19 protein-coding genes are annotated in these 22,208 nt (G+C 37.8%); 6 read left to right on the forward strand and 13 right to left on the reverse strand.

All coding sequences use genetic code 11. The features are described 5' to 3' along the window. Positions 1-77 precede the first annotated feature (77 nt). Both BLW74_RS12950 and BLW74_RS12955 read right to left on the reverse strand, forming a co-directional pair. Positions 78-1,484: a DUF5689 domain-containing protein gene (locus BLW74_RS12950; RefSeq protein WP_089692830.1), complete on the reverse strand. Its 1,407-nt coding sequence runs from the start codon at positions 1,482-1,484 to the stop codon at positions 78-80. 26 nt (positions 1,485-1,510) lie between these two features. Next, on the reverse strand, positions 1,511-4,387 hold the full coding sequence (locus tag BLW74_RS12955; protein ID WP_089692831.1) for a carboxypeptidase-like regulatory domain-containing protein: 2,877 nt from the start codon (positions 4,385-4,387) through the stop codon (positions 1,511-1,513). A 250-nt stretch (positions 4,388-4,637) separates the two neighbouring features. On the opposite strand from BLW74_RS12955, the gene BLW74_RS12960 reads away from it, so the two are divergent. Together BLW74_RS12960 and BLW74_RS12965 are read left to right on the forward strand one after the other, a co-directional pair. After that, positions 4,638-5,825 carry an endonuclease/exonuclease/phosphatase family protein gene (locus BLW74_RS12960; RefSeq protein ID WP_089692832.1) on the forward strand — a complete coding sequence of 396 codons (1,188 nt, stop codon included), beginning with the start codon at positions 4,638-4,640 and terminating at the stop codon, positions 5,823-5,825. A 51-nt stretch (positions 5,826-5,876) separates the two neighbouring features. Continuing rightward, positions 5,877-6,296 (forward strand): DUF6146 family protein, encoded by a 420-nt coding sequence (locus BLW74_RS12965; protein ID WP_089692833.1) that lies wholly within the window; start codon positions 5,877-5,879, stop codon positions 6,294-6,296. A gap of 71 nt (positions 6,297-6,367) precedes the next feature. Here BLW74_RS12965 and BLW74_RS12970 read toward each other — a convergent pair whose 3' ends face one another. Both BLW74_RS12970 and rho read right to left on the reverse strand, forming a co-directional pair. Then, positions 6,368-6,964, reverse strand: coding sequence for a superoxide dismutase (locus tag BLW74_RS12970; protein WP_089692834.1), 597 nt, complete (start codon positions 6,962-6,964; stop codon positions 6,368-6,370). A 267-nt stretch (positions 6,965-7,231) separates the two neighbouring features. Beyond that, entirely contained in the window at positions 7,232-9,061 is a 1,830-nt protein-coding gene (gene rho, locus BLW74_RS12975) for a transcription termination factor Rho (RefSeq protein ID WP_089692835.1), read from the reverse strand. 143 nt (positions 9,062-9,204) lie between these two features. Between rho and BLW74_RS12980 the strand changes: the two genes are divergently transcribed. The 4 genes from BLW74_RS12980 (at position 9,205) to BLW74_RS12995 (ending at position 13,107) form a co-directional block, all read left to right on the forward strand. Beyond that, positions 9,205-9,594 carry a DUF4293 family protein gene (locus BLW74_RS12980; protein ID WP_089692836.1) on the forward strand — a complete coding sequence of 130 codons (390 nt, stop codon included), beginning with the start codon at positions 9,205-9,207 and terminating at the stop codon, positions 9,592-9,594. A gap of 166 nt (positions 9,595-9,760) precedes the next feature. After that, positions 9,761-10,681: a M28 family metallopeptidase gene (locus BLW74_RS12985; protein WP_089692837.1), complete on the forward strand. Its 921-nt coding sequence runs from the start codon at positions 9,761-9,763 to the stop codon at positions 10,679-10,681. A 222-nt stretch (positions 10,682-10,903) separates the two neighbouring features. Next, entirely contained in the window at positions 10,904-12,742 is a 1,839-nt protein-coding gene (locus BLW74_RS12990; protein WP_089692838.1) for an ABC transporter ATP-binding protein, read from the forward strand. Positions 12,743-12,759: 17 nt separating this feature from the next. Next, complete coding sequence (locus tag BLW74_RS12995) at positions 12,760-13,107, forward strand: DUF1801 domain-containing protein (protein ID WP_089692839.1); 348 nt, start codon at positions 12,760-12,762, stop codon at positions 13,105-13,107. Between the two features lie 48 nt (positions 13,108-13,155). On the opposite strand, the gene BLW74_RS13000 is transcribed toward BLW74_RS12995, so the two are convergent. The 9 genes from BLW74_RS13000 to rsfS form a co-directional block, all read right to left on the reverse strand. After that, positions 13,156-14,967, reverse strand: coding sequence for an autotransporter outer membrane beta-barrel domain-containing protein (locus tag BLW74_RS13000; RefSeq protein WP_089692840.1), 1,812 nt, complete (start codon positions 14,965-14,967; stop codon positions 13,156-13,158). A gap of 280 nt (positions 14,968-15,247) precedes the next feature. Beyond that, positions 15,248-15,568, reverse strand: a complete 321-nt coding sequence (locus BLW74_RS13005) for a transposase (RefSeq protein WP_089692841.1) — start codon at positions 15,566-15,568, stop codon at positions 15,248-15,250. 1 nt (position 15,569) lies between these two features. Further along, positions 15,570-15,983 carry a transposase gene (locus tag BLW74_RS13010; protein WP_089692842.1) on the reverse strand — a complete coding sequence of 138 codons (414 nt, stop codon included), beginning with the start codon at positions 15,981-15,983 and terminating at the stop codon, positions 15,570-15,572. Between the two features lie 97 nt (positions 15,984-16,080). After that, complete coding sequence (locus tag BLW74_RS13015; RefSeq protein WP_089692843.1) at positions 16,081-17,073, reverse strand: helix-turn-helix transcriptional regulator; 993 nt, start codon at positions 17,071-17,073, stop codon at positions 16,081-16,083. Between the two features lie 433 nt (positions 17,074-17,506). Next, the gene (locus BLW74_RS13020; protein ID WP_089692844.1) at positions 17,507-18,163 is read right to left on the reverse strand and encodes a phosphatidylserine decarboxylase family protein; all 657 of its coding nucleotides are present in this window, start codon (positions 18,161-18,163) and stop codon (positions 17,507-17,509) included. A gap of 4 nt (positions 18,164-18,167) precedes the next feature. Then, entirely contained in the window at positions 18,168-19,040 is an 873-nt protein-coding gene (locus tag BLW74_RS13025) for a phosphatidate cytidylyltransferase (RefSeq protein ID WP_089692845.1), read from the reverse strand. A gap of 24 nt (positions 19,041-19,064) precedes the next feature. Continuing rightward, positions 19,065-19,646: an LUD domain-containing protein gene (locus BLW74_RS13030; protein WP_167358424.1), complete on the reverse strand. Its 582-nt coding sequence runs from the start codon at positions 19,644-19,646 to the stop codon at positions 19,065-19,067. A 136-nt stretch (positions 19,647-19,782) separates the two neighbouring features. Then, on the reverse strand, positions 19,783-21,804 hold the full coding sequence (gene ftsH / locus BLW74_RS13035; RefSeq protein ID WP_089692847.1) for an ATP-dependent zinc metalloprotease FtsH: 2,022 nt from the start codon (positions 21,802-21,804) through the stop codon (positions 19,783-19,785). A gap of 21 nt (positions 21,805-21,825) precedes the next feature. Then, positions 21,826-22,191 carry a ribosome silencing factor gene (gene rsfS, locus BLW74_RS13040; protein WP_047376360.1) on the reverse strand — a complete coding sequence of 122 codons (366 nt, stop codon included), beginning with the start codon at positions 22,189-22,191 and terminating at the stop codon, positions 21,826-21,828. Between the last annotated feature and the right edge of the window lie 17 nt (positions 22,192-22,208).

Consider the following 22,208-nt stretch of genomic DNA (forward strand, 5'->3'; position numbering starts at 1 on the left):
CAAAAATAAAATCCGGCAGCTTGAAAAGCTGCCGGATTTTTATAAAGTGTATTAGAACTATATTTTATCCTAATGTATTACTCAATTTTGATGTTATCAATCTGAACATCGTAAACTCCACCAGTTCCGGTTTTGATAGCGAACATATCTTTTCCAGCTGTTGTGTTAATATCAGCAATACCTGTAAGAGTAAGTTCAACTAATCTCCACTGTCCGTTGGTGTTGATGGATCCTGTGTAAGAGTTAGCACTTTCTACGCCTAAAGTAGCCCCAGTAGAGAATGTACCTAAGTTAAATACATAGAAACCTCCACCTGCTTTATATACGTTGAAAGAAAGTGTTTTTCCTGTTGCAGTACCTTTGATATACATGGTGATTCTTTTCGGCACAGCCGGAATTCCTGTAGCAGCGATAGAGGTAAATACATAATCGTTAGCAGTAGGAGTTCCTTTGATCTGCAGTGAATTTGTACCATTGTATCCTAATCCAACCCCTTGTGTAGCGTAAGGCTTAAGTCCGAAGCTGTTTACACTTGTTAAGAAAGTTGCCCAGTTTTCGAAATCAGATCCTGCAAAAAGGTTTACAGCAGAAGCAGAAGGAGCTTCCGGCTCACCTGGGTTGAATCTGTCATTCGGGAAGTTGATATCATCAAGAGTTCTGATATAAGCCTGTTCTGTATAAGTTGTCGTGTTGCTTGTACCTGTGTAACGGCTTAAAAGAAGAACGATATCACCACTTTTTGCATATTTAGGAGAAATCGGAGACTTTGCAAAAGTAGCATAGTTACTGAAACGAAGGTCTAATCTTCCTGCTTTTTTATCTGTAATATAACGGTCACCTGTAGCTGACTCATCAGCAAAAGTTTTTGTTAATTCCGGGTCTTCAAACTGAACGTTTTTAATTTTTACAAGCTGGTTGATGTGAGCACCGTTCTTAAGAGCATCAGAGATAGAAGCGAACTCCAATGGCTTCATTGCAGCTACAACTGGCTTTTGTCCGTCACACACTCTTGCAACGTAGTTTGAAACTTTATTTGGATTAATTCTACCGATTGGATAGTTAGGATCATAAGAACCTACTTTAATATTTCCATTCACACCCTGAACGATTAATCCTTTAAGGTTGATTCTTACTAAAGCTCCTACCGGGAAATCAAGATACTGGTTCCCTCCATCGATATCAATTTCGATACCTTGAGTTGGGTTTTCAGGCTTATCCTGAAGGAACATCATTTTGTAGATGTTTCCGGACTCATCACTTGAAGACACATAAGCTTCAACAATGTAATCTTCTTTAATGATATCAGCTTCAGCAGGTTTTACTTTTGCAATGGTTGCAAGCTCAGATAACTGGTGGTTAGCGGCTGCAAATTTGTTGGTACATTTGATTTCAGGCACATCATAATCATCAGTTTTTACACAAGACGAGAATGCCAGCATTGAAATGGCACTAAAGACCGCCGCTTTAAAATATATATTTTTCATTGTTTTCGATTTTTAATTTTAATTTTTTAGAATCTGAATTGAAGGTTCACAAAATAAGATCTACCCTGGTTATACCAATATTTAGGAGCAAATACCATGTTTCCGCTGTCATAATCATTAGCATAATCAGTATAGTTAACGTTTCTCGTCTGCTCGAATCCTCCGGTAATAAAGTTTCTGTTATTAAGAATATTATTTACAGAGGCAGACACCAATACATAATACTTACCAATCATCCATGACTTCCCTGCATTCACATTGAAGAAGAATGCTGAAGGCAGTTTTGTAGGGGTAAGAACTCTTGCCAGCTCTTCCTCATTTACATTGTCATAAGGTACGCCCGGTGTATTAGGATTGGTATAGAATCTTGCGGTTCTGGTAACCGGAGAAGGATCCAGGAACGAATGTCCGAAATAGTTCCACGTTGCTCCCAGCCACCAGTATTTAGGGCTGCTGTAACGAAGGCCTAAAGTATAGGCTTCCTGAGGAGTTCCACCCTGCCTGTAGTTTTTAAGCGTAGCTTCCCCCATGTTCGTATAAGATCTTGATACAATGTTTCCGTTTCCGTCAAGTTCTCTGAAAGTTCCAACAGCATCAGATGCAAAATAAACTGTAGGATTGTTTGTATAAGTGTACTGTCCTACGCTTAGTAATCCACTTGCTGTTAAAGTAGGTGTCACTTTCAGCTGTGCACCAAGCTCAATACCCATGTTTCTCTTATTAGCTCCAGCCAGTACCTGCGTAATGAAAGCACCATCCTGAATAGGAGCCTGATCTCCGCTTTCTGTAAGCGTTGTCAGTTTAACTCCCTGTGCAAAATATCTTTGTACACTTGTTTCGTTTTGAGTATTAACAAGGTAACCTGTCAATCTAAGTTTTAAGATCGGAGTAGAGATTACATAGCTCAGGTCATTTGCATCAACAACCACGTTCTTGATCCCCGGAGTGGTAACACCACTTACTCTTGTATTAAAATAGATATCATTCAGGAAAGGAGACTGTGAAAAGTAAGCTCCGTTATACACCAGGAAGTTTCTACCATTGATTTTGTATGTTACCTGACCTTTCACCCCTGCATTCCAGAAGTTCTGATCTGCTCCTTTTCCGTAAGAAGACTCATACAGATAGTGTTGGAACAATCCCTCTCTGCTGTTTGTAGTATAACCGAATAATCCTGAAATGAAGACATCAAATTTTCCTGTAGAGAATTTGAAAGCAGGGTTAATTTTAAATTCCTGTCTTCTGAAAATATAGCTGTACCCTATTTTATCCCCCTCTTTTTTCGCAACATCCTTGTCTCCTTCTCTGGTATTAAATTTTCCCCAGACGCTTCCTGCAGAAGTATTGGATGCAAACGGGTCCATATTCAGGGCAAAATCAGCTCCCAAAAGATCGTTTACTTCTCTGTACTGCTCAGATCTGTAGTTCTGGTACGATAAGTTTAAGATAAATCGGGAAGTATCATTAAAGTTATAAGTATAGTGAGTAGCTACATTCCAAACTTTATCGTCTTTTACATCATCCACAAGGAAATAAGCGGCTCTTCTTCCGCCAAGAAATGCATTGTATTCCACATTTCTGTTGGCATTATAAAGATTATCCCAGTTGATCTGTGTGTGGGACTGATCATCATTTGTCCACCAGTCTCTGGTAATCCCGATGTTCGCAGCCTGTTCAGGAGACGGGTTGGTATAATTCAGCCAATAACTTGGCAAGTTACGGTAATAGGTTGGAGACGGGTTGTTGGCTCTGTACCAATCTAACCTTGAGCTGTATTCTTTACCGAACTGGTAAGAAACAGAAGTCCATAACTGAGAGTTTTTGTTGATTTTCCAGAAATCCTGTAATTGGATCATCGGCTGGAAACCTCTTTTCACTCTTTCATTTCTTTTATCTCCGTTTTGCCATCCCCAGTAAGAGTTGTAATGAACGCCTCTGAAATCATATACTTCCTGAGTACTTGGACTGGAAGAGCTTCTTGAATATTTAGAACCAATAGCATTTAAAGTCATGGTATGGCTGTCGCTGAATTTCTTCTCAATACCAATATATCCACTGTACGCATCGTATGCTGTACCATCCTGGATCCCTTCCTGTGCCCATCTTCTTGCGATCATTCCTGTAAATGCCCATCCGTTCTTATTCATTCCGGAAGAGAATCTGTAAGACAATCTGTTGGTATAATTTCTGTTGGTAAGAGAGTAGGTCAGCTGGCTTCCTTTTCTGTATTCGCTGGCTTTCGTATTTTTGTAAAAAACACCGGTAGTTCCTCCGAAAGCATATTCTGAAGGTGCGTGGTTAGCAGAAATTTCCGGATAACGGGTAATTTCGTTCAAACCTCCCCAAGTACTGAAGTCTACGTCTCCATTATCTGCTGCAGCCATAGAAACTCCATTGATCATATTCTCACCTGTTCTGCTATCAATTCCTCTCGGTCGGAACCAGTATGGTCCTAAATCGAAACTTGCAATTCTGTTGAAAACATCCTGAGAAGACTGTAATAAACCTACGGTTGCTGTCTGCTGTGCACCACCGCTGTCACTTTCTCCCGAATCCTCTACAATAGCCAAACCCTGGTCTGCACCATTCAGTGCAGAATAAAGAGTAATTACTCCAAGATCTTTTCTTTTCTCATCACTAGTTACGTCAAATTCAAAAATTTTAGTTTCGAAATTGGGTTTTGTAACCATAATCTGATAATGTCCGGGCATCAAATCGGTAAATTGGAAATAACCGATTTTGTCTGCCTTTGCATCATTTCCTGCTCCTTTTAAATCTACACTTGCTTGCTCCACAGGCTTGCCATCCGCATCCTTAAGATACGCAAACACTGTTGTCTGCGCATAATAGTACGACGCAGGCAGCAAAGTAAATAAAGAGATCAATGATAGTTTTTTAATCATGAGTATATTAATTTTTTAATACTTTTCTTGTTAATTCTCAACAGTTTAAAAGTTGGGGGCACAAATTTAGTTAAATTTTATAATTCACAACTTTTTTAACGTAAATTTTTCTTAACATTGCAAACTTTTAAGAATCATTATATAAATGATGATAGCATTGTTGCTTTTAAATTTACAAATATTTAAAATACAGTGAATTAAAAAGACGTAAATTTGCAAATTAAATAGTATTAATAATAACTCTAAATAAATGAAGAGATTTTTAAGCCTGTTTGCCATCCTTATTTCAATGGTGGTATTTTCACAACAAGGAAAGCTGAGAAAAGTTGCTACCATAGGTTTCTTAAATGTAGAAAACCTTTGGGACACAATTCGCTCTGCAGATTATATTGACGGAACCAAAGACATTAAGAATCCTGCTTTTCACAGAAGCATACCTATTGATTCTATTAAGTTTTTGGAAGCTGAAAAATATGACGGTCCTTGGAGTGATGGTGCTTTGAAAGGGAAAAAAGTAGTGAGAGAACAAAGTGGTTCTGAAGAGTTTACTCCAAAGAGTGCCAAGAACTACGGAACTAAAATTTATAAAGCAAAACTCGCCAACGAAGCTAAGGTAATTGCTGAAATGGGAGCACAGTATACTAAGACGGCTCCTGCTGTGGTGGGCCTTATTGAGGTGGAAAACAGACAGGTGATCCAGGATCTTGTGAACGAACCTGTATTAAAAAAATACGATTACGGAATCATTCATTACAATTCTTATGACTACAGAGGAATTGATGTTGCCTTAATTTATCAGAAAAGAAGATTTACCCCTACCAATTCATTAAAAAAAGAACTGGTAATCTACGGTGACAACGGAAGAAGAGAATATACCAGGGATATCCTTGTGGTAACAGGATTTTTAGATAATGAGAAAGTAGCATTTTTCATGAACCACTGGCCTTCAAGAAGAGGTGGTGAAGCCATTTCTTTACCTAAAAGAAATGCTGCCGCTGCTTTACTGAAACAGCAGATGGACAGTGTAAGAGCTGCGGATCCTACTACAAAGCTTTTTGCCATGGGAGACTTCAACGATGATCCTGTAAGTCCAAGTTTAAAAAACCATTTGAAAGCTCAGGCAAACCCAAAAGATTTAAGTGAGGAAACGCCTTACCTTAATCTGATGTATCCTTTATATAAGAAAGGGGTTGCTTCTCTTGCCTATCAGGATGCACCCAACCTGTTTGACCAGATTATTGTTTCTAAAAATGTAATTTCAGATCAGGTAACTAAAGAATATTCCGTGTATAAAGCAGAAATTTTTGCCCCGGCCTATTTAGTGAATAAGGAAGGAAATTATAAAGGGTATCCTTTCCGGTCGTGGAACGGAGATCAGTTTACCGGAGGCTACAGTGACCACTTTCCGGCATTTGTAGTTCTTCAGAAAGAACCATAGAAAAGTTAGGCACTCTTATTGGAGTGCTTTTTTTGTGTAAACATCTATATCATGAAAAAGATAATTTTATTGGTAATGATTGCTTTGGTCCCTTTCAGCTGTTTTTCTCAGGAAGGCACAAAGAAAAATAAAGAGTCAAATGAAATGAAGCCTTCTAAAAACGAAGAAGGAGAATGGGATCTCACAGTCATTGATACCCAGTTTGATTATTTTCTGAGTGCCGTTGCCAAACCCATCAGCCATTACACAGAATCTTATCTGAAGACGAAAAACACATTTCTGGTGAATGAATGGAACAGCTATTATAATTCCGGGAGATACAGAAATGTTATAGAATCCGGAATAGATTACGATCCTAAGGAAAACTACGGGATCAAGTTTGAATATAAATTATACCAGGTTTTCGTGTATGTGAACTGGAAGTATCAATTAAAAATGAACGGATTATCCGGAAGCGATGCCATAAGATAGTTTCACCATTACATCTAATAAAAAAGGTTCAGAGTAATTCTGAACCTTTTCATTTTTATAATAGCTGAAAATTATTTATTGAATAATTCTTCTACTTTATCCCAGTTTACAACATCGAAGAAAGCAGAAACATAGTCAGGTCTTCTGTTTTGGTAGTTTAAATAGTAAGCGTGCTCCCAAACGTCTAATCCTAAAACCGGAGTTCCTTTAACGTCTGCCACTGGCATTAACGGGTTATCCTGGTTAGGTGTGGAAGATACAGATACTGAACCGTCAGCATTTTTCACCAACCAAGCCCATCCTGAACCGAATCTTGTTTTCGCAGCCTCAGAAAAATCAGTTTTGAATTTTTCAAGACCTCCGTAGTTTTCGATAGCCGCTTTTACATTTCCTACAGGCTCTTTGCTTCCTCCAGGCGTTAAAATCTCCCAGAATAAAGAGTGATTGAAGTGTCCTCCTCCATTATTTCTTACCGCTGGCTTGTCCGTACCTGTCTGGCAGATTTCTTCAATTGTTTTTCCTGCCAGCTCAGTTCCTTCTATTGCTTTATTTAAATTGTCAATGTATGCCTGGTGATGCTTTGTATGGTGGATTTCCATAGTTTTTGCATCAATAGTCGGCTCTAATGCATCATATGCATATCCTAGTTTTGGTAATTCAAATGACATAATCTTTATTTTTAATGTTATAATCCAAAAATAGCCAATATTTAAGGTATTATCAAGGATTGTGGATTACTTTAATAAATCTTTAACATTGATATATTGATTTAGAATGAATTAAATTTTTCGGAGAAAAAATTTTGAAGAGAGAAGAAAGCCGTTTACATTTGGATATGCTTACCTCCGAAGCTTTTGCTTTGGGTTGCAGATTTAAAAATAAAAAGCACGAATCAAGATGATTCGTGCTTTTCATTTAACAATATTAAATTAAATTTATTTATTCATAGACATCAGGAATTCTTCATTATTCAAAGTTCCTTTGATGTTCTTATTGACAAATTCCATGGCTTCTACAGGGTTCATTTCAGAAAGATATTTTCTGAAGATCCACATTCTCTGAGAAGTTACTTCATCCAGAAGCAGATCATCTCTACGGGTGCTGGAAGAAATCAGGTCGATAGCAGGATAAATTCTTCTGTTTGCAATTTTTCTGTCTAACTGAAGTTCCATGTTACCGGTACCTTTGAATTCTTCAAAAATAACTTCATCCATTTTAGATCCTGTATCAATCAGTGCCGTAGCAATAATGGTAAGAGACCCTCCTCCTTCTATTTTTCTTGCCGCTCCGAAGAATCTTTTCGGTTTGTGAAGAGCATTAGCATCTACCCCACCGGATAGAACTTTACCTGATGCAGGCGTTACCGTGTTGTATGCTCTGGCCAGTCTTGTAATAGAATCCAGTAAAATTACTACATCATGCCCGCATTCTACCATTCTTTGTGCTTTGGCAAGAACAAGGTTGGCTACTTTTACGTGTTTTTCTGCTGCTTCATCAAATGTAGAGGCAATTACCTCTGCATTTACACTTCTTTCCATGTCAGTTACCTCTTCCGGACGTTCATCGATCAGAAGAACCATCATGTATACTTCCGGGTGGTTGGCTGCAATAGAGTTTGCAATATCTTTTAGCAACATCGTCTTACCTGTTTTAGGCTGTGCAACGATCATTGCTCTCTGACCTTTTCCGATAGGCGCAAATAAATCTACAATTCTGGTAGAAATCGTAGAATTGCTTCCTGCCAAATTAAATTTTTCTTCAGGGAAAAGCGGAGTAAGGTATTCAAAAGCAACACGGTCTTTGATGAATGCAAGATCACGTCCGTTTACTTCTGTGGGTTTTAATAGTGAAAAGTATTTTTCTCCTTCTTTTGGAAGCCTTACAATTCCTTTCACGGTATCTCCCGTTTTTAAACCGTAATTCCTGATTTGTGCTGTAGATACATACACATCATCCGGAGAAGAGATATAGCTGAAATCTGAAGAACGTAAAAATCCGTAGTTATCCGGTAAGATCTCCAAAACACCTTCAATACTTACCAATCCATCGAAATTGAATTCTTTTTTATGGTCATGCTGCTCCTCTGCCTTTTCAGAATGTCTGTTTTGATTCTGATTTTGGTTTTGATGCTGCTGGTGCTGGTTTTGATTTTGATTTTTATGCTGGTTTCCACTGTTTTGTGGATGGTTGTGTCCTTTTTGAGGTCTGTTAGCCTGTTGCTGTTGAGGATTGTTAGGCTTTTCTTCAGCCTGAGCAGGCTCTTGGGATTCTGTGTTTTTTGGAGTTTCTGTTCTTTCCTGGGATACTTCAGCGTTACCTGTATTGGTAGAAACTCTTTTTCTTTTCTTTTTTACCTGCGTGCCTGCTGCGGGTTCTTCTGTTGCTGCAGCTGGCTCAGCTTTGGGTTCTTCCGGTTTTGCTTCTTCAGAAACTGGAACCTTTTCTTCTGCGGGTTCTTCTGCTTTAGGTTCTTCTGCCGGAGCTTTTACGCTTGTTTTTGGCTTGGCTGCCGTTTTTTTCGGAGCAGCTTTTCTTGCCGGGGCTTTAGCAGGTTTTTCTGCTGGAGCCTCTTCAGTAGTTATACTGGCAGATTCTGTGGCGTTGAAATAATCTTTTGCAACTTTAGGGTTAGAAGCCTGAAAGTCAAGAATAGCAAAGATCTTGTCATTTTCATTGCTGGTTCTTGCAACTTTAACGCCCAAATCTTTTAAGATTTTAGTCAGTTCCGTTACGGATTTTGACCTTAACGTTTCTATGTTAAACATATTTATGTAAAAATGTAATTAATTGTGAGTAAGAAAAGTAAGTCCGGCGACTTTGGTTTTCAAGTACATTGTATAATGCAAATCTACACTTATTTTTGAATTGTGCAAAATTTATGTTATTTTTGCCAAGAATTTAATATTCAATGCTACAGAGAATACAAACCATATGGACTTTATTAGCAGTATTAGCTGCTGTTTTCCTTTTTATAACAGGTCAGGATGTTGTCATTTCAGACAGTCTTCCTTTACTTACGATAAGCTGTATAGTGCTTGTTATCATTGGAGCATTAAGTGTTTTTAGTTTCAAAAACAGAAAAAGACAAATTTTGCTGAATACTGTCAGCATCATTATAAACGTTTTGTTGATTGGTGTATTGGCGTACTGGTTACTAAACTTATCCGGAGGAATTCATTTTCCTGAGAAGGGTATTGAGCCGATTTTCCCATTGATTGCGGTAATCTGTCTGCTTATAGCAAACGTTTACATCCGTAAAGATGAGAGGCTCGTGAAATCTGTAGACAGACTTCGATAGCCTTACAACGATTTTTTGAGTGAGAACAGCTTCTTTTTAGAAGCTGTTTTTTTATTTGTCCTATCTTTATAATACCATCTGTTCTCTCAAATCAATTAATTTATGTACATTCATGCAACATTTTAGCTAAAAATGCTACAGATTATATAACTCTCAATAAAAGACAATGAAAAAGCTAACTTATTTTACGTTATCACTTTTCTCCATCGTTACCTTTGCGCAGGAAGTTTCCAAGGAAAAGGTAAAGACAGTTCTGTCTACTCTTGCATCAGACGAGATGAAAGGCAGGGAAATCGGAACTCAGGAAAATGAGAATGCTGCCCAGTATATTGCTCAGCTTTTCAAAGAAAATAATCTGGAATACTGCACCGGAACATCTTACCTCGTACCATTTGATTATAATGGAAAAACAGTTTATAACGTTTGTGGTCTAAAAAAAGGAAAAACAGATCGGTATCTTGGATTTTCGGGGCATTTTGATCATATCGGAACCAGTGATAAAACCGGAGACAATATTTATAACGGAGCAGATGATGATGCCAGCGGAATTACCACTTTAGTAGGTATCGCCGACTATTTTAAAAATAAAAAACCGGAATTCTCTATGGTGTTTATGGCATTTAATGGGGAAGAAAAAGGAATGCTGGGTTCAAGAGCTATTTCAACAGATAAAAATTTAGATCCTATCTATAATAAGATGACCGCACTTTTCAATTTTGAAATGGTAGCTACAGAATCCCAATGGGGAAAAAATGCTTTATATATGACAGGAGACGGATTCTCTGATCTTGATGAGCTTTTCAACAAAAATGCAGTGAATGGACTCAAAATAAATGCAGATCCTTATGCAAAACAGCAGCTGTTCTACCGCTCAGATAATGTAAGCTTTGTCAAAAAGAAAATTATTGCCCATTCTTTCTCTACTGTAGATATGACAAAAGCGTCTCATTACCACCACGAAAATGATGATATCAACATCGTAGATTTCGATAATTTGACGCAGATCATCAATAACTTTGGAAAAACACTGGATAAGCTGAGTCCGAAAAATTTTGCTCCGAAGTACAACGACCAGGTGAAGTTTTAAGTCAAGCAAAGATACAAAACCGCTATTTCAGCGGTTTTTTTCTTACCCAGTCATCTTCTTATTAATGTATTTCCAGGCCTGCTTATTCAAAAAAACAAAGTCTGACTGCCCCTGGTTGTAACAAAAAGACATTTTTTGGAACTTATCCTGTAAAGTAAAACAGGATTAAGAACGTCTTATCTTTTAATTTTACGTAATTTTGCTATCCAATTTTTTTATTGAATGAACCAATATATTAAAATACTAAAGTTCGCAAGACCTCACCAAAAATACATCTACGGAAGTTTGTTTTTCAACCTTATGTACTCTGTGTTTCAGATTGCTTCCTTAGGAACTATTCTACCGGTTTTGGGGATGCTTTTCGGAACCATAGAGGCTAAAAAATACAGCCACCCGCCTGTTTATTCAGGAGAAATTCTTGATTTCTTCTCTTATGCAAAGGAATATGCCAATTATTATGTTCAGAGTTTAGTAACCGAGCATGGTGCACTTAACGTTTTGGCCTGGCTTTGTGTGGTAACGGCTTTTATGTTCTTGCTGAGAAACCTTTTCAGGTATTTAGGTTCATTTTTACTGATCAACTACCGTGTAGGGGTTACTAAAGACCTTCGTGGAGCGATGTACAGAAAAATTCTGTCTTTACCCGTTTCCTTTTTTACAGAAAGCAGAAAAGGAGACCTGATGTCCCGTATGTCCAATGATGTGGGCGAAGTGGAAGGTAATATTTTAGGAAGTTTGGTTGAATTAATCAACGCACCTTTCATGCTGATCAGCACGTTGGTAACGCTTTTCTTTTTAAGTACAGAGATGACGCTTTTCTCTCTTTTAGTATTGCCTGTAATGGGAACCATGATCGCATTAATCGGAAAAAGCCTGAAAAAAGATTCTCACGAAGCGCAGAATGAAATGGGAAATATTTTCTCTATTGTAGACGAAACCTTGAAGTCTACGAAAGTGATCAAGATTTTCAGTGCAGAAAAAATAATGGACAACCGTTTTATGCAGTCTATGCAGAAATGGATCAACAGCTCAATAAGCTTAGGGAGAAAGAAGGAACTTGCTTCTCCGATGAGCGAATTTTTAGGTTCGGTAACCTTCTTAATTATCGCCTGGTATGGCGGTAAACAAATTATTGTTGAACAAAGTATTTCGCCTGCGGATTTCCTTGTTTTCCTGGGTATCTTCTTCCAGATTTTACCTCCGGTGAAAAGTTTATCCCAGTCTATTTCCAATGTACAGAAAGGGGAAGCTTCTCTGGAAAGAGTACTGGCGATTCTGGATGCTGATGTGAAGATCGATGAAATCCCTAATCCTGTTCCTATCTCTACATTAAATCATTCCATTGAATTTAACAATATTGGCTTTTTCTACGATAAAGACCATACCATCCTTAAAAACTTCTCACTTTCTATTCCCAAAGGAAAAACGGTTGCTCTTGTAGGACAGAGCGGAAGTGGTAAAACTACGATTGCCAACCTTTTAGCAAGATTCTATGATGTATCGGAAGGAGAAATTCTGATTGACGGAACAGACATCAAGCATTTAAAATTACAGGAATACCGTAAGCTATTGGGAATGGTAACCCAGGAGTCTGTATTATTCAATGATTCCGTTTACAATAATATCCTGATGGGTAAGCCTGATGCCACAAGAGAAGAAGTAATTGCAGCGGCTAAAATTGCCAATGCAGATGCGTTCATTACAAGACTTCCTGAAGGATATGAATCCAATATCGGAGATGATGGCGGTAAGCTTTCCGGAGGCCAGAAGCAGAGGGTTTCTATTGCCAGAGCAGTATTGAAAAACCCGCCCATTATGATTCTGGATGAAGCCACTTCTGCACTGGATACAGAATCTGAAAGATTTGTACAGGATGCACTGGAGAAAATGATGGAAAACAGAACTTCTTTAGTGATTGCCCACCGTCTTTCAACCATCCAGAAAGCAGACTGGATTGTAGTGATGGAAAAAGGGGATATTGTAGAACAGGGAACTCACCACGACCTGATTGCCAAAAGAGGAATGTATCACAAGCTTGTTGAACTTCAAAACTTCGACTAATCTTTTAATTGAATTAAATGAACCCTATACAAGAGTATTTCTACAGCATTCAAGAGCCTGAAAGAAGTACTCTTTTATTTTTACGTGATGCTATTTTAGCTTCGGATCCGGAACACATTACAGAGACATTCAGTTTCGGGCTTCCGTTTATCAAATACAGAAAGAAAATGCTGTGCTACTTCTATTACAGTAAAAAATACCAAAAGCATTATCTGAGTTTTTATCACGGTGACAGACTTGATCATCCCGAACTGATTCAGGACGGCAGAAAGAAGTTCAAAATCCTTCTTATTGATGCTGACGAAGATATTCCTGTAGAACTTATCTTAAGCCTTACAGAAGAGGTTAAAAGATATATAAAATAAAAAACTCCGGTACGAGTCATCGTACCGGAGCATTCTTTAAAAACTTTATCATTTTGTGTTTATTCCGCTGAATTCTGCCTTTTTAATGGCCCAGGCAAGGGCATTGGCATAGAATATTGAGTTGTACACATTCATCTCATAAGCAGCTGCTCCGTTTCCATAGTTGGGTTTAGGAATGGGCTTATAGTTCGTATCTGCATAGAATGGGCATATTGTATCTGATGTATTCGGAGCAGTAACGGTTCCACACTGAGAGTTGAATCCGCCATCTCCTACCCAGATGAAGTTTAATGTATTATGCTTAAATGCAGTTACACGGCCTACGGTTCCCGATGGCGAAGCTGTAGAGATGTTGGTATCTCCCGAATATACTGTAATTTCACTTGAAGGTAATCCGGTTGCATATGTAGTAGCAGAAGCATCTTCTCCCCATTGTAATCCTCTGATATCTCCGAAAGGTCCATTAAGGATTTCATCATTGGTCATTGGCAGTTTATAGATAGCACCTGCGCTGTTTACGCTTCCTGTATTTACTGATCCATCAAAAACATTTCTTAAAAGATTCTGCATTCCGCTGTTACTTTCAGAATACGCAACAATTACTCCTCCTTTTGCCAGATAATTTCTTAATACCTGTGCCTCTGCAGCATTCATTCCCCATGCATATCCTATTACAATTATATCTACAGGATTAGTTCCGGTTGTCCAGCTTGTGAGCTGCGCGGCACTCGGGCTGTCTGTACCGTCTATGATCTGATCCCATCCTTCGTATTTTACAATACTGTTGGCCAATGTTCCAAAATTAGCAGCAGCTTTGGTTACCATCCCGGATGGAGAAGTTCCGGATACGTTGTATCCACAACCATTTGGAGCGGTTCCGATGGTTAGAAGTTTTTTCTTGGGAACAACCACAATTACATTTACAGAACATGTAGTAGAAACTCCTCCCTGGCTGTCAGAAGTAATGGTCATTGTTTTCACTGTGGTGGAAGCAGGAGTTCCTGTTCCCTGCAGGGTCACATTCTGGTTTCCGGTAGCTGTAAACGTTCCGGAACCGCTGAAAGAAATGCCATCAACCGTATTGGTGGAAATGGTATAACTTCCCATTGCTGCAACATTCACAGGTAAAGTGATTGTATTAGACGCTGTAAGTGCAGTTCCTACTTTGTAGACGCCATTTACTGTTGCAGAGCCACAACCCATGGTGTATGTTCCTGCGGGACTCAACACGGCAACAGAGACTGCCGGACTACAGGAAACAGCTGTTCCGTTGGCTTCCAGTGATACATTATCTACCTGGATATTCTGAGGGTTACCCTGCCCCGGGATCTGTACTGTCTGTGTACCGGTATTAAGAAATACTCCTGTACCAAAGAAATTGTATCCATTCGTAGTGGTTCCGGAAATAGTATAGTTACCCGGCTTTGTCACATTCACGGCAATGCTCAGGTAATTCGAATTGGTAAGCTCCTTTCCTTTTACGTAGCTTCCCACAGCTTTAGAGGCAGAGCAGTCTACGGTAAAAACTGCTTTTCCCATCTGTCCGCAGACACTTTTCCATTCGTTATCCGCAAGACTCCAGTAATTGAAGCAGTCTTCTGTGGTATTGTAGACTGTCAGACCGTCATCTTTGGACGGATCAATGGTCATGGCATTTCGCTGTGCTTCCGTTAACCTCGGAATCAATATTCCTTTGTTGTTATTTCCCGAAACAACATCCAAAACAGAATTTGAATTAGGGGTAGTAGTATTAATCCCTACAGCACCATTATTGGCTTGTGAATAAGATTTTCCAAAAATAAAAAGCATTGCTATGACCAAGACTTTCATTGAGGACATTGTAAATTTTGTTTCCATCATAATTGTTTAATAATTAAAAATTTCAATCCATTGTATTTCACTACCACAAAATTATCAACCACAAGCAATTACAGGTTAATTTTTTACTACTCAATACTACTCACGCGTAGTAAAACTCACAAAATACCAATATCTTACACCTGAAAAAAAACATAAAGAAAAAGTTGAGTTATTCAACAAAATCCAACCATAAATTGAAAAATATTAGACAAAACAACACAAAACAGTTTACGAATTATTTATTTTAAAAAATAAAATAGTAACATTACACAAATCACAATTATAGCTTAAAAATATTTTTCCATTTTGCGATTGTATTCCGGCTTATCTTAAACTGTCTGCCCAGCTGAAGATTAGTAAGTTCATTCTGTTTCTGATATCTCAGAATTTTTAAAATGGAGGCTTCATCGTAAGATCGAAGCCTTTGGCTATTAAACCCCACGGTATATTCAGGTTCTCCAAAAATCAATTGGTTAAACTTAAGAATATCAAAAGCTGAGTGCAGTGTATCCAGCTTAAGTATGAGAGCTGTATCTGTTAATTTTTCCGGAAATTTCTCTTCCAGAATGTCAGTATAAATCTGTTTATAATCAGGAATCATATTATATTTTTTTCATCCATTTGTATAAGGTGGTTTTAGGAATTTTATACCTTTCCACAACGTCATTGGCACTCATCGTTCCGGTTTTTATTTTATCCAGTATAAAATCCTTCACTTCCTGTGTATAGATATTCTTTCTGAAAATTAAAGTATTTTCCTTTTGCCTGAATACATTATCAATCCTGGACTGCGGAGCATATAAAATCAAATGGCCTGTATAAAATCTAAAGAAATCAAACCTTAAGAGTTTAGACCATTTCAGCAGCATATCGGTATCCATACTGTTCGCATGATACATCTGCTCCACTTCTTCTTCCGTACTCTCAAAAAATCTGGAGATTCTTTCCATTGAAATCTGATGCTCTTCCACTTTGGATTTTATGAGGCTCCCGATATGAATGTTCTTGATATTCATCACGATATTTTTAAGTAAAATTATCGACAAGATGATCAAATTACCTCATAAAATACTACTCAACACTACGTATACGTAACAAAAATCGGAATTTCATTTAAATTTTAATGAGAAAGCTATTGATATTGATCTCTGAGGGAATATTAAGCTTTTTCCGGATTCTGTATTTTTTACTTTCTACAGCCCGGATACTGTTATTGGTGCACTGTGCGATCTTTTTGGTATCAAAATCAAGTTTCATCAAGGCACAGAAATACAGCTCAGAATGAATGAGATTGGGATTGATTTTCAAAATACCCGGAATGAAATGAGGGAAAAACACCTGAAATTTTTCAAAAAACATTGGTGAATTGTTTTCTGCAAGGCTCAGGATTTCTGTGATATTTTCTTCAGAAAGATGATTGATCAGCATTTGATGCTTCATGAGCTCTGCGTTGGTCTTTACAAGATCCTTAATGGTAGAATCCTTCTGTTTTTTATCTGTTATCAAACCATGAATCAGCTGATCTTTCTGGGTAATAAAAACAATATCCATCAGAAACGATGCTGTGGAGAATAAGATGTTCAGCAGCTTGATGGTTTTAAAATCTTCCTTTTCTATAAATTGGCTTTTCGGAAGAAAATCAAAGTCAAAATACAGGCATCCAACAAAATTAATACAAATTATAAACGTAATAAAAAAGATAGAAAAAGAATCCTTTTTATAGTTCAAAAAAAATGGAACCGCAAAGAGGAGACAAAAGTAAAAATACTCTACCCCTGCATTTTTATAGGTATAAATATTAAAAAAGCTTACTATAAAAGTCAGCAAAAAAAATATAGAGATTACAGCTCCTTTCAGCGTATTCCTGAACCGCTTCGTCTTCCCTTTGACAGCCATTAAAAGCAACCAGAAAAAAGTGATAACGGTGAGGAATATCGAGATAAACATATCTCCAAAAAAAGTAATGATAAAAATAGAATAAAACAGAAATATGAAAAATAACAAAAGCAGATACCGATTAATAAGATGAAGATAATTAGTATCAAAATCATCATCCGTCTTTTCAGCTTCGTCATTGATCATCTTAAAGAAAAACTTATAAATCATCTTGTTGTTTTTTATGCTTTCACAAGCTTAAGTTGGCATTTGTACTCCTGAAAGAATAAATTTCCCAATATTAACAGCCTTTTACGCAAATAAAACTTACAAAACGAGATATGTCAGTCTTTTTTCAGCATTAAAAAGAATATGATGAAGGTGTTTTTCCAGCTACAATTTACTAAAATTCAGCAGTACAATGATCAAATGAAATACTATTATGATAAAAATCAACAGCTATTTATCGTACATCACTATAAAAAACAGAAGCTTGTGTTTTTAAGCATGCAAAATTATTGATCTCAATGAAAAAGCATTCATGTTCCGATACGCAATATTACGCATGCGTAATTAAACTTAAAACACTCAAACACGGCTTTGTTTACCTAATAAAAAAAGAGAGCCGTAAAGGATCTCTTTTGATTGTATCGTAATTTTAATATTAATTTTCTTTTAGCTTGGCAATAACATCCTCACCCCCTTTTGTAATATCTCCGATTTTACAGATAATTTCAGAGTCCAGAGGAAGAAATACATCCATTCTGGAACCGAATTTAATAAATCCGAACTCGTGTCCTGCTTTTGCTTTATCGCCTTCATTACAATAGAAAACAATTCTTCTGGCTACGTATCCGGCAATCTGCCTGAAAACCACTTTATGATTGGTCAGCGTTTGCACTGCTACCGTAGTTCTTTCATTCTCGGTAGAAGACTTTTCATGCCAGGCTACCAGATATTTCCCCGGGTGGTACTTTTTGTAAATCACATCCCCTGAAACCGGATATCTGCAGATATGCACATTTAGCGGAGACATGAAAATAGAAACCTGGATGGCTTTTCCTTTGATAAATTCATCTTCATCCACTTCCTTGATCATTACTACTTTACCGTCTACCGGAGCGATTACGTTTTCTTTGTGATCCAGAATATTACGATCCGGAACTCTGAAGAACCAAAAAACTAAACCGTAAATAACCAACAATGGCATAATGATCACGAGGGACCACATTTTAAGGAAATAAATTGCCAGCGTTCCCAGAATAATAAAAACCAGAGTTGCTACAGTAATTGTTCCTTTTGATTCTCTATGTAATTTCATGAGACTAAATAAATTTTTCTAAAATAAAGTACAAATATACGACAGGAACGCAGATAATAAAACTATCCAGTCTGTCTAAAACTCCGCCGTGCCCAGGAATGATGTTTCCACTGTCCTTTACACCGAAATTTCTTTTCAATTGGCTCTCCACCAGATCACCTAACGGAGCAAAAGCAGCGACCAGAAATCCTACAATCATCCAGTTTCCTCTCAGCTCGGGCTGATAGTGTTCAATAAAATAGGATAAAACCAATGTTAACACTACACCACCGGCATATCCCTCCCAGGTTTTCTTAGGAGAAATTTTAGGTGCCATTTTATGTTTTCCAAAGAACTTTCCTACCAGATACGCAAAAGTATCACTACTCCAGATGAGAATAAACAGAAACAGTACCTCCGGAGAGAAGCTGTCTGTATAGCTGGAAAACTTTGGCAGGCCTAATGCAAAACTGAATGGCAGCGCCACATAAATAACGGTAAAAATAAGCTTCCCGCTGTCAAAGTATAATTCGTTAGGATATTTGAATAAAGTAACCACAGCAATCCCAATGAGCGCCAGGGCCAGTATTTCGCTAAGCCTGAAATCAAAAAAGAAATCGTGATTAAAATATCTTTTGGAAAACATGTAAAATATAAAAATAACCAATGGATATACAACCCATTTTTCATAGCCGTTTCCAAACTTCATGATTTTGACACATTCCCATGTCCCTACAATCAGCAGCAAACTCATTAATCCATGATATAGATACTGCTGCTTGGCAAGGCCAGGTGCAATAGTGTTCAGCAGCTGTGCTCCCAACGGAGTAGAACAAAGAATAATAATGGCTACATAAACGATACCTGATACGGTTCTTTGAATGAGATTTTTATCCAAGATTTAAAATTTAGAAGTGGTTGCTTAATCTTCAAGCAGCAATAAAAATAATTTTGTATTGGAATTCGAAGAGCTGTCCATTTTAGACTGGCTTCCGCTGATGGAAGTAAGGTTCTTGATATTTCCGTTTCTTTTTATTTTTCCCATAGCATCATTCAGGTTATTTACAATCTGAGAAACATTGGCAATGATGATAATTCTATCGGGAAGCCTTGAAGAATGATAATGAAGAATATTATTATGTGAAAGCATTATTCTGCCATCATAGGCAATCAGATATTCACAGGTGATGAAAGCGGCATCATTAGATGGCTGCAGTTCTGAAGTGTAGGCAGACTTCACAACGTTCAAAAAGTTCTGAAGTTCTTTATCCCAACAGAAAAGGTTATGAATCCCTTCTATTTTGATAATTTGATTTAAAGTTTGTAGAGCCTCCGCTTCATCTGCACAATAATTAAAAAATCCTCCCGAATGCGTAAATAATTGCGCAAACTTATAGTCAAGATCCGCATTTTTCAGCGAATCCCCAAGCTTCTCCAGGCTCTGTTTGTCCTCTTCTTCAGGCTGGTTGGTAAGTTTGCTTACAATCCTCTTGAATAAATTCAACTTAATCTATTTTTAGTCAACTTTATACAAAAATAGAAAATAAATTACAATAGTGTCCAAAATATCTCCTTAAATATGAAAAAACCTGACAATTTTTGCAACTGTCAGGTTTTTGTAATACTTATTTTTCAGCGTCTTAAAGCTGTGTCGGGCTTTCAGGAGCCTGTATTTCGCTTTGTTCTTCTTTTTCTTTGATCTGAGGTGTTTCCAATGCTACCGGCTGATCTTTTTCAGGAATCGTATTGGTAACAGGTTTCTCTGTCAATTCAGGATCCCATGCTCTTTTTCCGAATATTTCTTCTAAGTCTTCACGGAAGATCACTTCTTTTTCCAGCAGTTTACCTGCTAAAGCATCAAGCTTATCTTTGTTATCCGCAAGGATTCTGACTGCTCTTTCATACTGATTCTCGATGATCGATTTGATCTCTGCATCAATTTTGGTAGCTGTTTCTTCAGAATAGGGTTTTCCGAAATTATATTCAGACTGTCCTGAACTGTCATAGTAAGAGATATTACCGATATTCGGGCTCAATCCGTAGATCGTTACCATAGCCTGAGCTCTTTTCGTTACTGTTTCCAGATCAGAAAGTGCTCCTGTAGAAATATTATTAAAGATCACCTGCTCAGCTGCTCTACCTCCTAATGTTGCACACATTTCATCCAACATCTGTTCAGTAGTGGTAAGCTGTCTTTCTTCAGGAAGGTACCATGCTGCCCCCAATGAACGTCCTCTCGGGACAATTGTCACTTTTAAAAGCGGAGAAGCGTGTTCTACCAGCCATGAGATTGTAGCGTGACCTGCTTCGTGGTAAGCCACTCTTCTTTTTTCAGAAGGCTTGATGGCTTTATTTTTCTTTTCCAGACCTCCGATAATTCTGTCTACAGCATCAAGGAAATCCTGTTTGGTAACGGAAGTATGATTATTTCTTGCTGCAATAAGCGCTGCTTCATTACAAACATTCGCAATATCTGCTCCGCTGAATCCGGGAGTCTGCTTTGCAAGAAACTCTCTGTCTACATTATCATCAAGCTTGATCTTTTTCAGGTGAACGTCAAAGATCTGTCTTCTTTCGTGAAGTTCCGGAAGGTCTACGTAGATAGAACGGTCAAAACGTCCTGCTCTCATCAAAGCTTTATCAAGGATATCTGCTCTGTTGGTTGCAGCCATCACGATCACGTTGGTATCTGTTCCGAAACCGTCCATCTCGGTAAGAAGCTGGTTAAGCGTATTTTCTCTCTCATCGTTTCCGCCAGAGAAATTATTCTTTCCTCTTGCACGTCCGATAGCATCAATCTCATCTATGAAGATAATGGCCGGAGATTTCGCTTTTGCCTGAGCAAAAAGGTCTCTTACTCTGGAAGCTCCTACCCCTACAAACATTTCAACGAAATCTGAACCTGAAAGGGAGAAGAACGGAACTTTAGCTTCCCCAGCAACAGCTTTTGCCAATAAGGTTTTACCTGTTCCCGGAGGGCCTACTAATAGAACTCCTTTAGGAATTTTACCTCCCAGTTTTGTATATTTTTCAGAGTTTTTCAAGAAATCTACTACTTCCTGAACTTCTTCTTTAGCCCCTTCCAAACCTGCAACATCTTTAAATGTTACCTGAATTCTTTCTTTTTCGTCAAAAAGCTTTGCTTTAGATTTTCCGATAGAGAAGATCTGTCCGCCAGGACCTCCGCCGCCGCCCATCTTTCTGAAAAGGAGGAAGTAGAATAATCCAAGAATGGAAATCCATACCAGTGCAGGAACCAGGATATCCATCAGTGCGCTTTTACCTGTTCCGTAATCTTTAGTGGTTTTAATCACCGGATTGCTGGCTTTAACCTGTTCAAATTTCTGAAGGAAAAGCTGAAGGTCTCCGTACTTTACAGAAAAATCTGCTTTAGGAGCCATTTCAAAGGCAGAAAGAGGGTTATTTTCTTTACCGGTTTTGGAAACCATCGCCGATTTTGCTTCTTTTGTTAGGAAAACATCAGCTTTCTCTATGTCTTTGTATATAATTATATTCTGGACTTTGCCTGCCTGCATTTCTCTAAAGAAACCATCTTCATCAATAGATTTTGCTGCATCACCTCCAAGGAAATTGGAGCCAAAGAAAAGCAAAAGAGCTATGATTGCAATTGGAAAGAACCAGTTGAATCCTTTATTATTCATTTAGACTTTTTAAAATTTTTATTATTCATTTTCAATTTTGGTAATGACTGCGTCACCCCAAAGCTCTTCTATATCGTAGTACTCGCGTACCTGTTTTTGGAATATATGAACCACCACTGAAACGTAATCTACCAGTACCCACATCGCATTTTCAGTACCTTCTACGTGCCAAGGTCTGTCCTGCAGTTCGTTTCTTACTTTTTTCTCTACACTTCCTGCCAATGCAGCTACCTGTGTATTTGAGTTTCCGCTACATATCACGAACGTTTCTGCTACGGAGTTTTCGATGTTGGAAAGATCGAAGATCATAATGTCTTCCCCTTTTACATCCTGGATAGCTTCAACGATTTTATCTATTAACGCTTGTTTTTCTGCTGTTTTATTCATTAAAAAAATACTATAAT

The organism is Chryseobacterium culicis (genome assembly GCF_900108365.1).
GTDB lineage: Bacteria > Bacteroidota > Bacteroidia > Flavobacteriales > Weeksellaceae > Chryseobacterium > Chryseobacterium culicis.

Excerpts from the sequence above, each read along its gene's own strand:
- BLW74_RS12950 (WP_089692830.1), bottom strand. The coding sequence starts at position 1,484 with ATGAAAAATATATATTTTAAAGCGGCGGTCTTTAGTGCCATTTCAATG.
- BLW74_RS12955 (WP_089692831.1), bottom strand. The coding sequence starts at position 4,387 with ATGATTAAAAAACTATCATTGATCTCTTTATTTACTTTGCTGCCTGCG.
- BLW74_RS12960 (WP_089692832.1), top strand. The coding sequence starts at position 4,638 with ATGAAGAGATTTTTAAGCCTGTTTGCCATCCTTATTTCAATGGTGGTA.
- BLW74_RS12965 (WP_089692833.1), top strand. The coding sequence starts at position 5,877 with ATGAAAAAGATAATTTTATTGGTAATGATTGCTTTGGTCCCTTTCAGC.
- BLW74_RS12970 (WP_089692834.1), bottom strand. The coding sequence starts at position 6,964 with ATGTCATTTGAATTACCAAAACTAGGATATGCATATGATGCATTAGAG.
- rho (WP_089692835.1), bottom strand. The coding sequence starts at position 9,061 with ATGTTTAACATAGAAACGTTAAGGTCAAAATCCGTAACGGAACTGACT.
- BLW74_RS12980 (WP_089692836.1), top strand. The coding sequence starts at position 9,205 with ATGCTACAGAGAATACAAACCATATGGACTTTATTAGCAGTATTAGCT.
- BLW74_RS12985 (WP_089692837.1), top strand. The coding sequence starts at position 9,761 with ATGAAAAAGCTAACTTATTTTACGTTATCACTTTTCTCCATCGTTACC.
- BLW74_RS12990 (WP_089692838.1), top strand. The coding sequence starts at position 10,904 with ATGAACCAATATATTAAAATACTAAAGTTCGCAAGACCTCACCAAAAA.
- BLW74_RS12995 (WP_089692839.1), top strand. The coding sequence starts at position 12,760 with ATGAACCCTATACAAGAGTATTTCTACAGCATTCAAGAGCCTGAAAGA.
- BLW74_RS13000 (WP_089692840.1), bottom strand. The coding sequence starts at position 14,967 with ATGATGGAAACAAAATTTACAATGTCCTCAATGAAAGTCTTGGTCATA.
- BLW74_RS13005 (WP_089692841.1), bottom strand. The coding sequence starts at position 15,568 with ATGATTCCTGATTATAAACAGATTTATACTGACATTCTGGAAGAGAAA.
- BLW74_RS13010 (WP_089692842.1), bottom strand. The coding sequence starts at position 15,983 with ATGAATATCAAGAACATTCATATCGGGAGCCTCATAAAATCCAAAGTG.
- BLW74_RS13015 (WP_089692843.1), bottom strand. The coding sequence starts at position 17,073 with ATGATTTATAAGTTTTTCTTTAAGATGATCAATGACGAAGCTGAAAAG.
- BLW74_RS13020 (WP_089692844.1), bottom strand. The coding sequence starts at position 18,163 with ATGAAATTACATAGAGAATCAAAAGGAACAATTACTGTAGCAACTCTG.
- ftsH (WP_089692847.1), bottom strand. The coding sequence starts at position 21,804 with ATGAATAATAAAGGATTCAACTGGTTCTTTCCAATTGCAATCATAGCT.
- rsfS (WP_047376360.1), bottom strand. The coding sequence starts at position 22,191 with ATGAATAAAACAGCAGAAAAACAAGCGTTAATAGATAAAATCGTTGAA.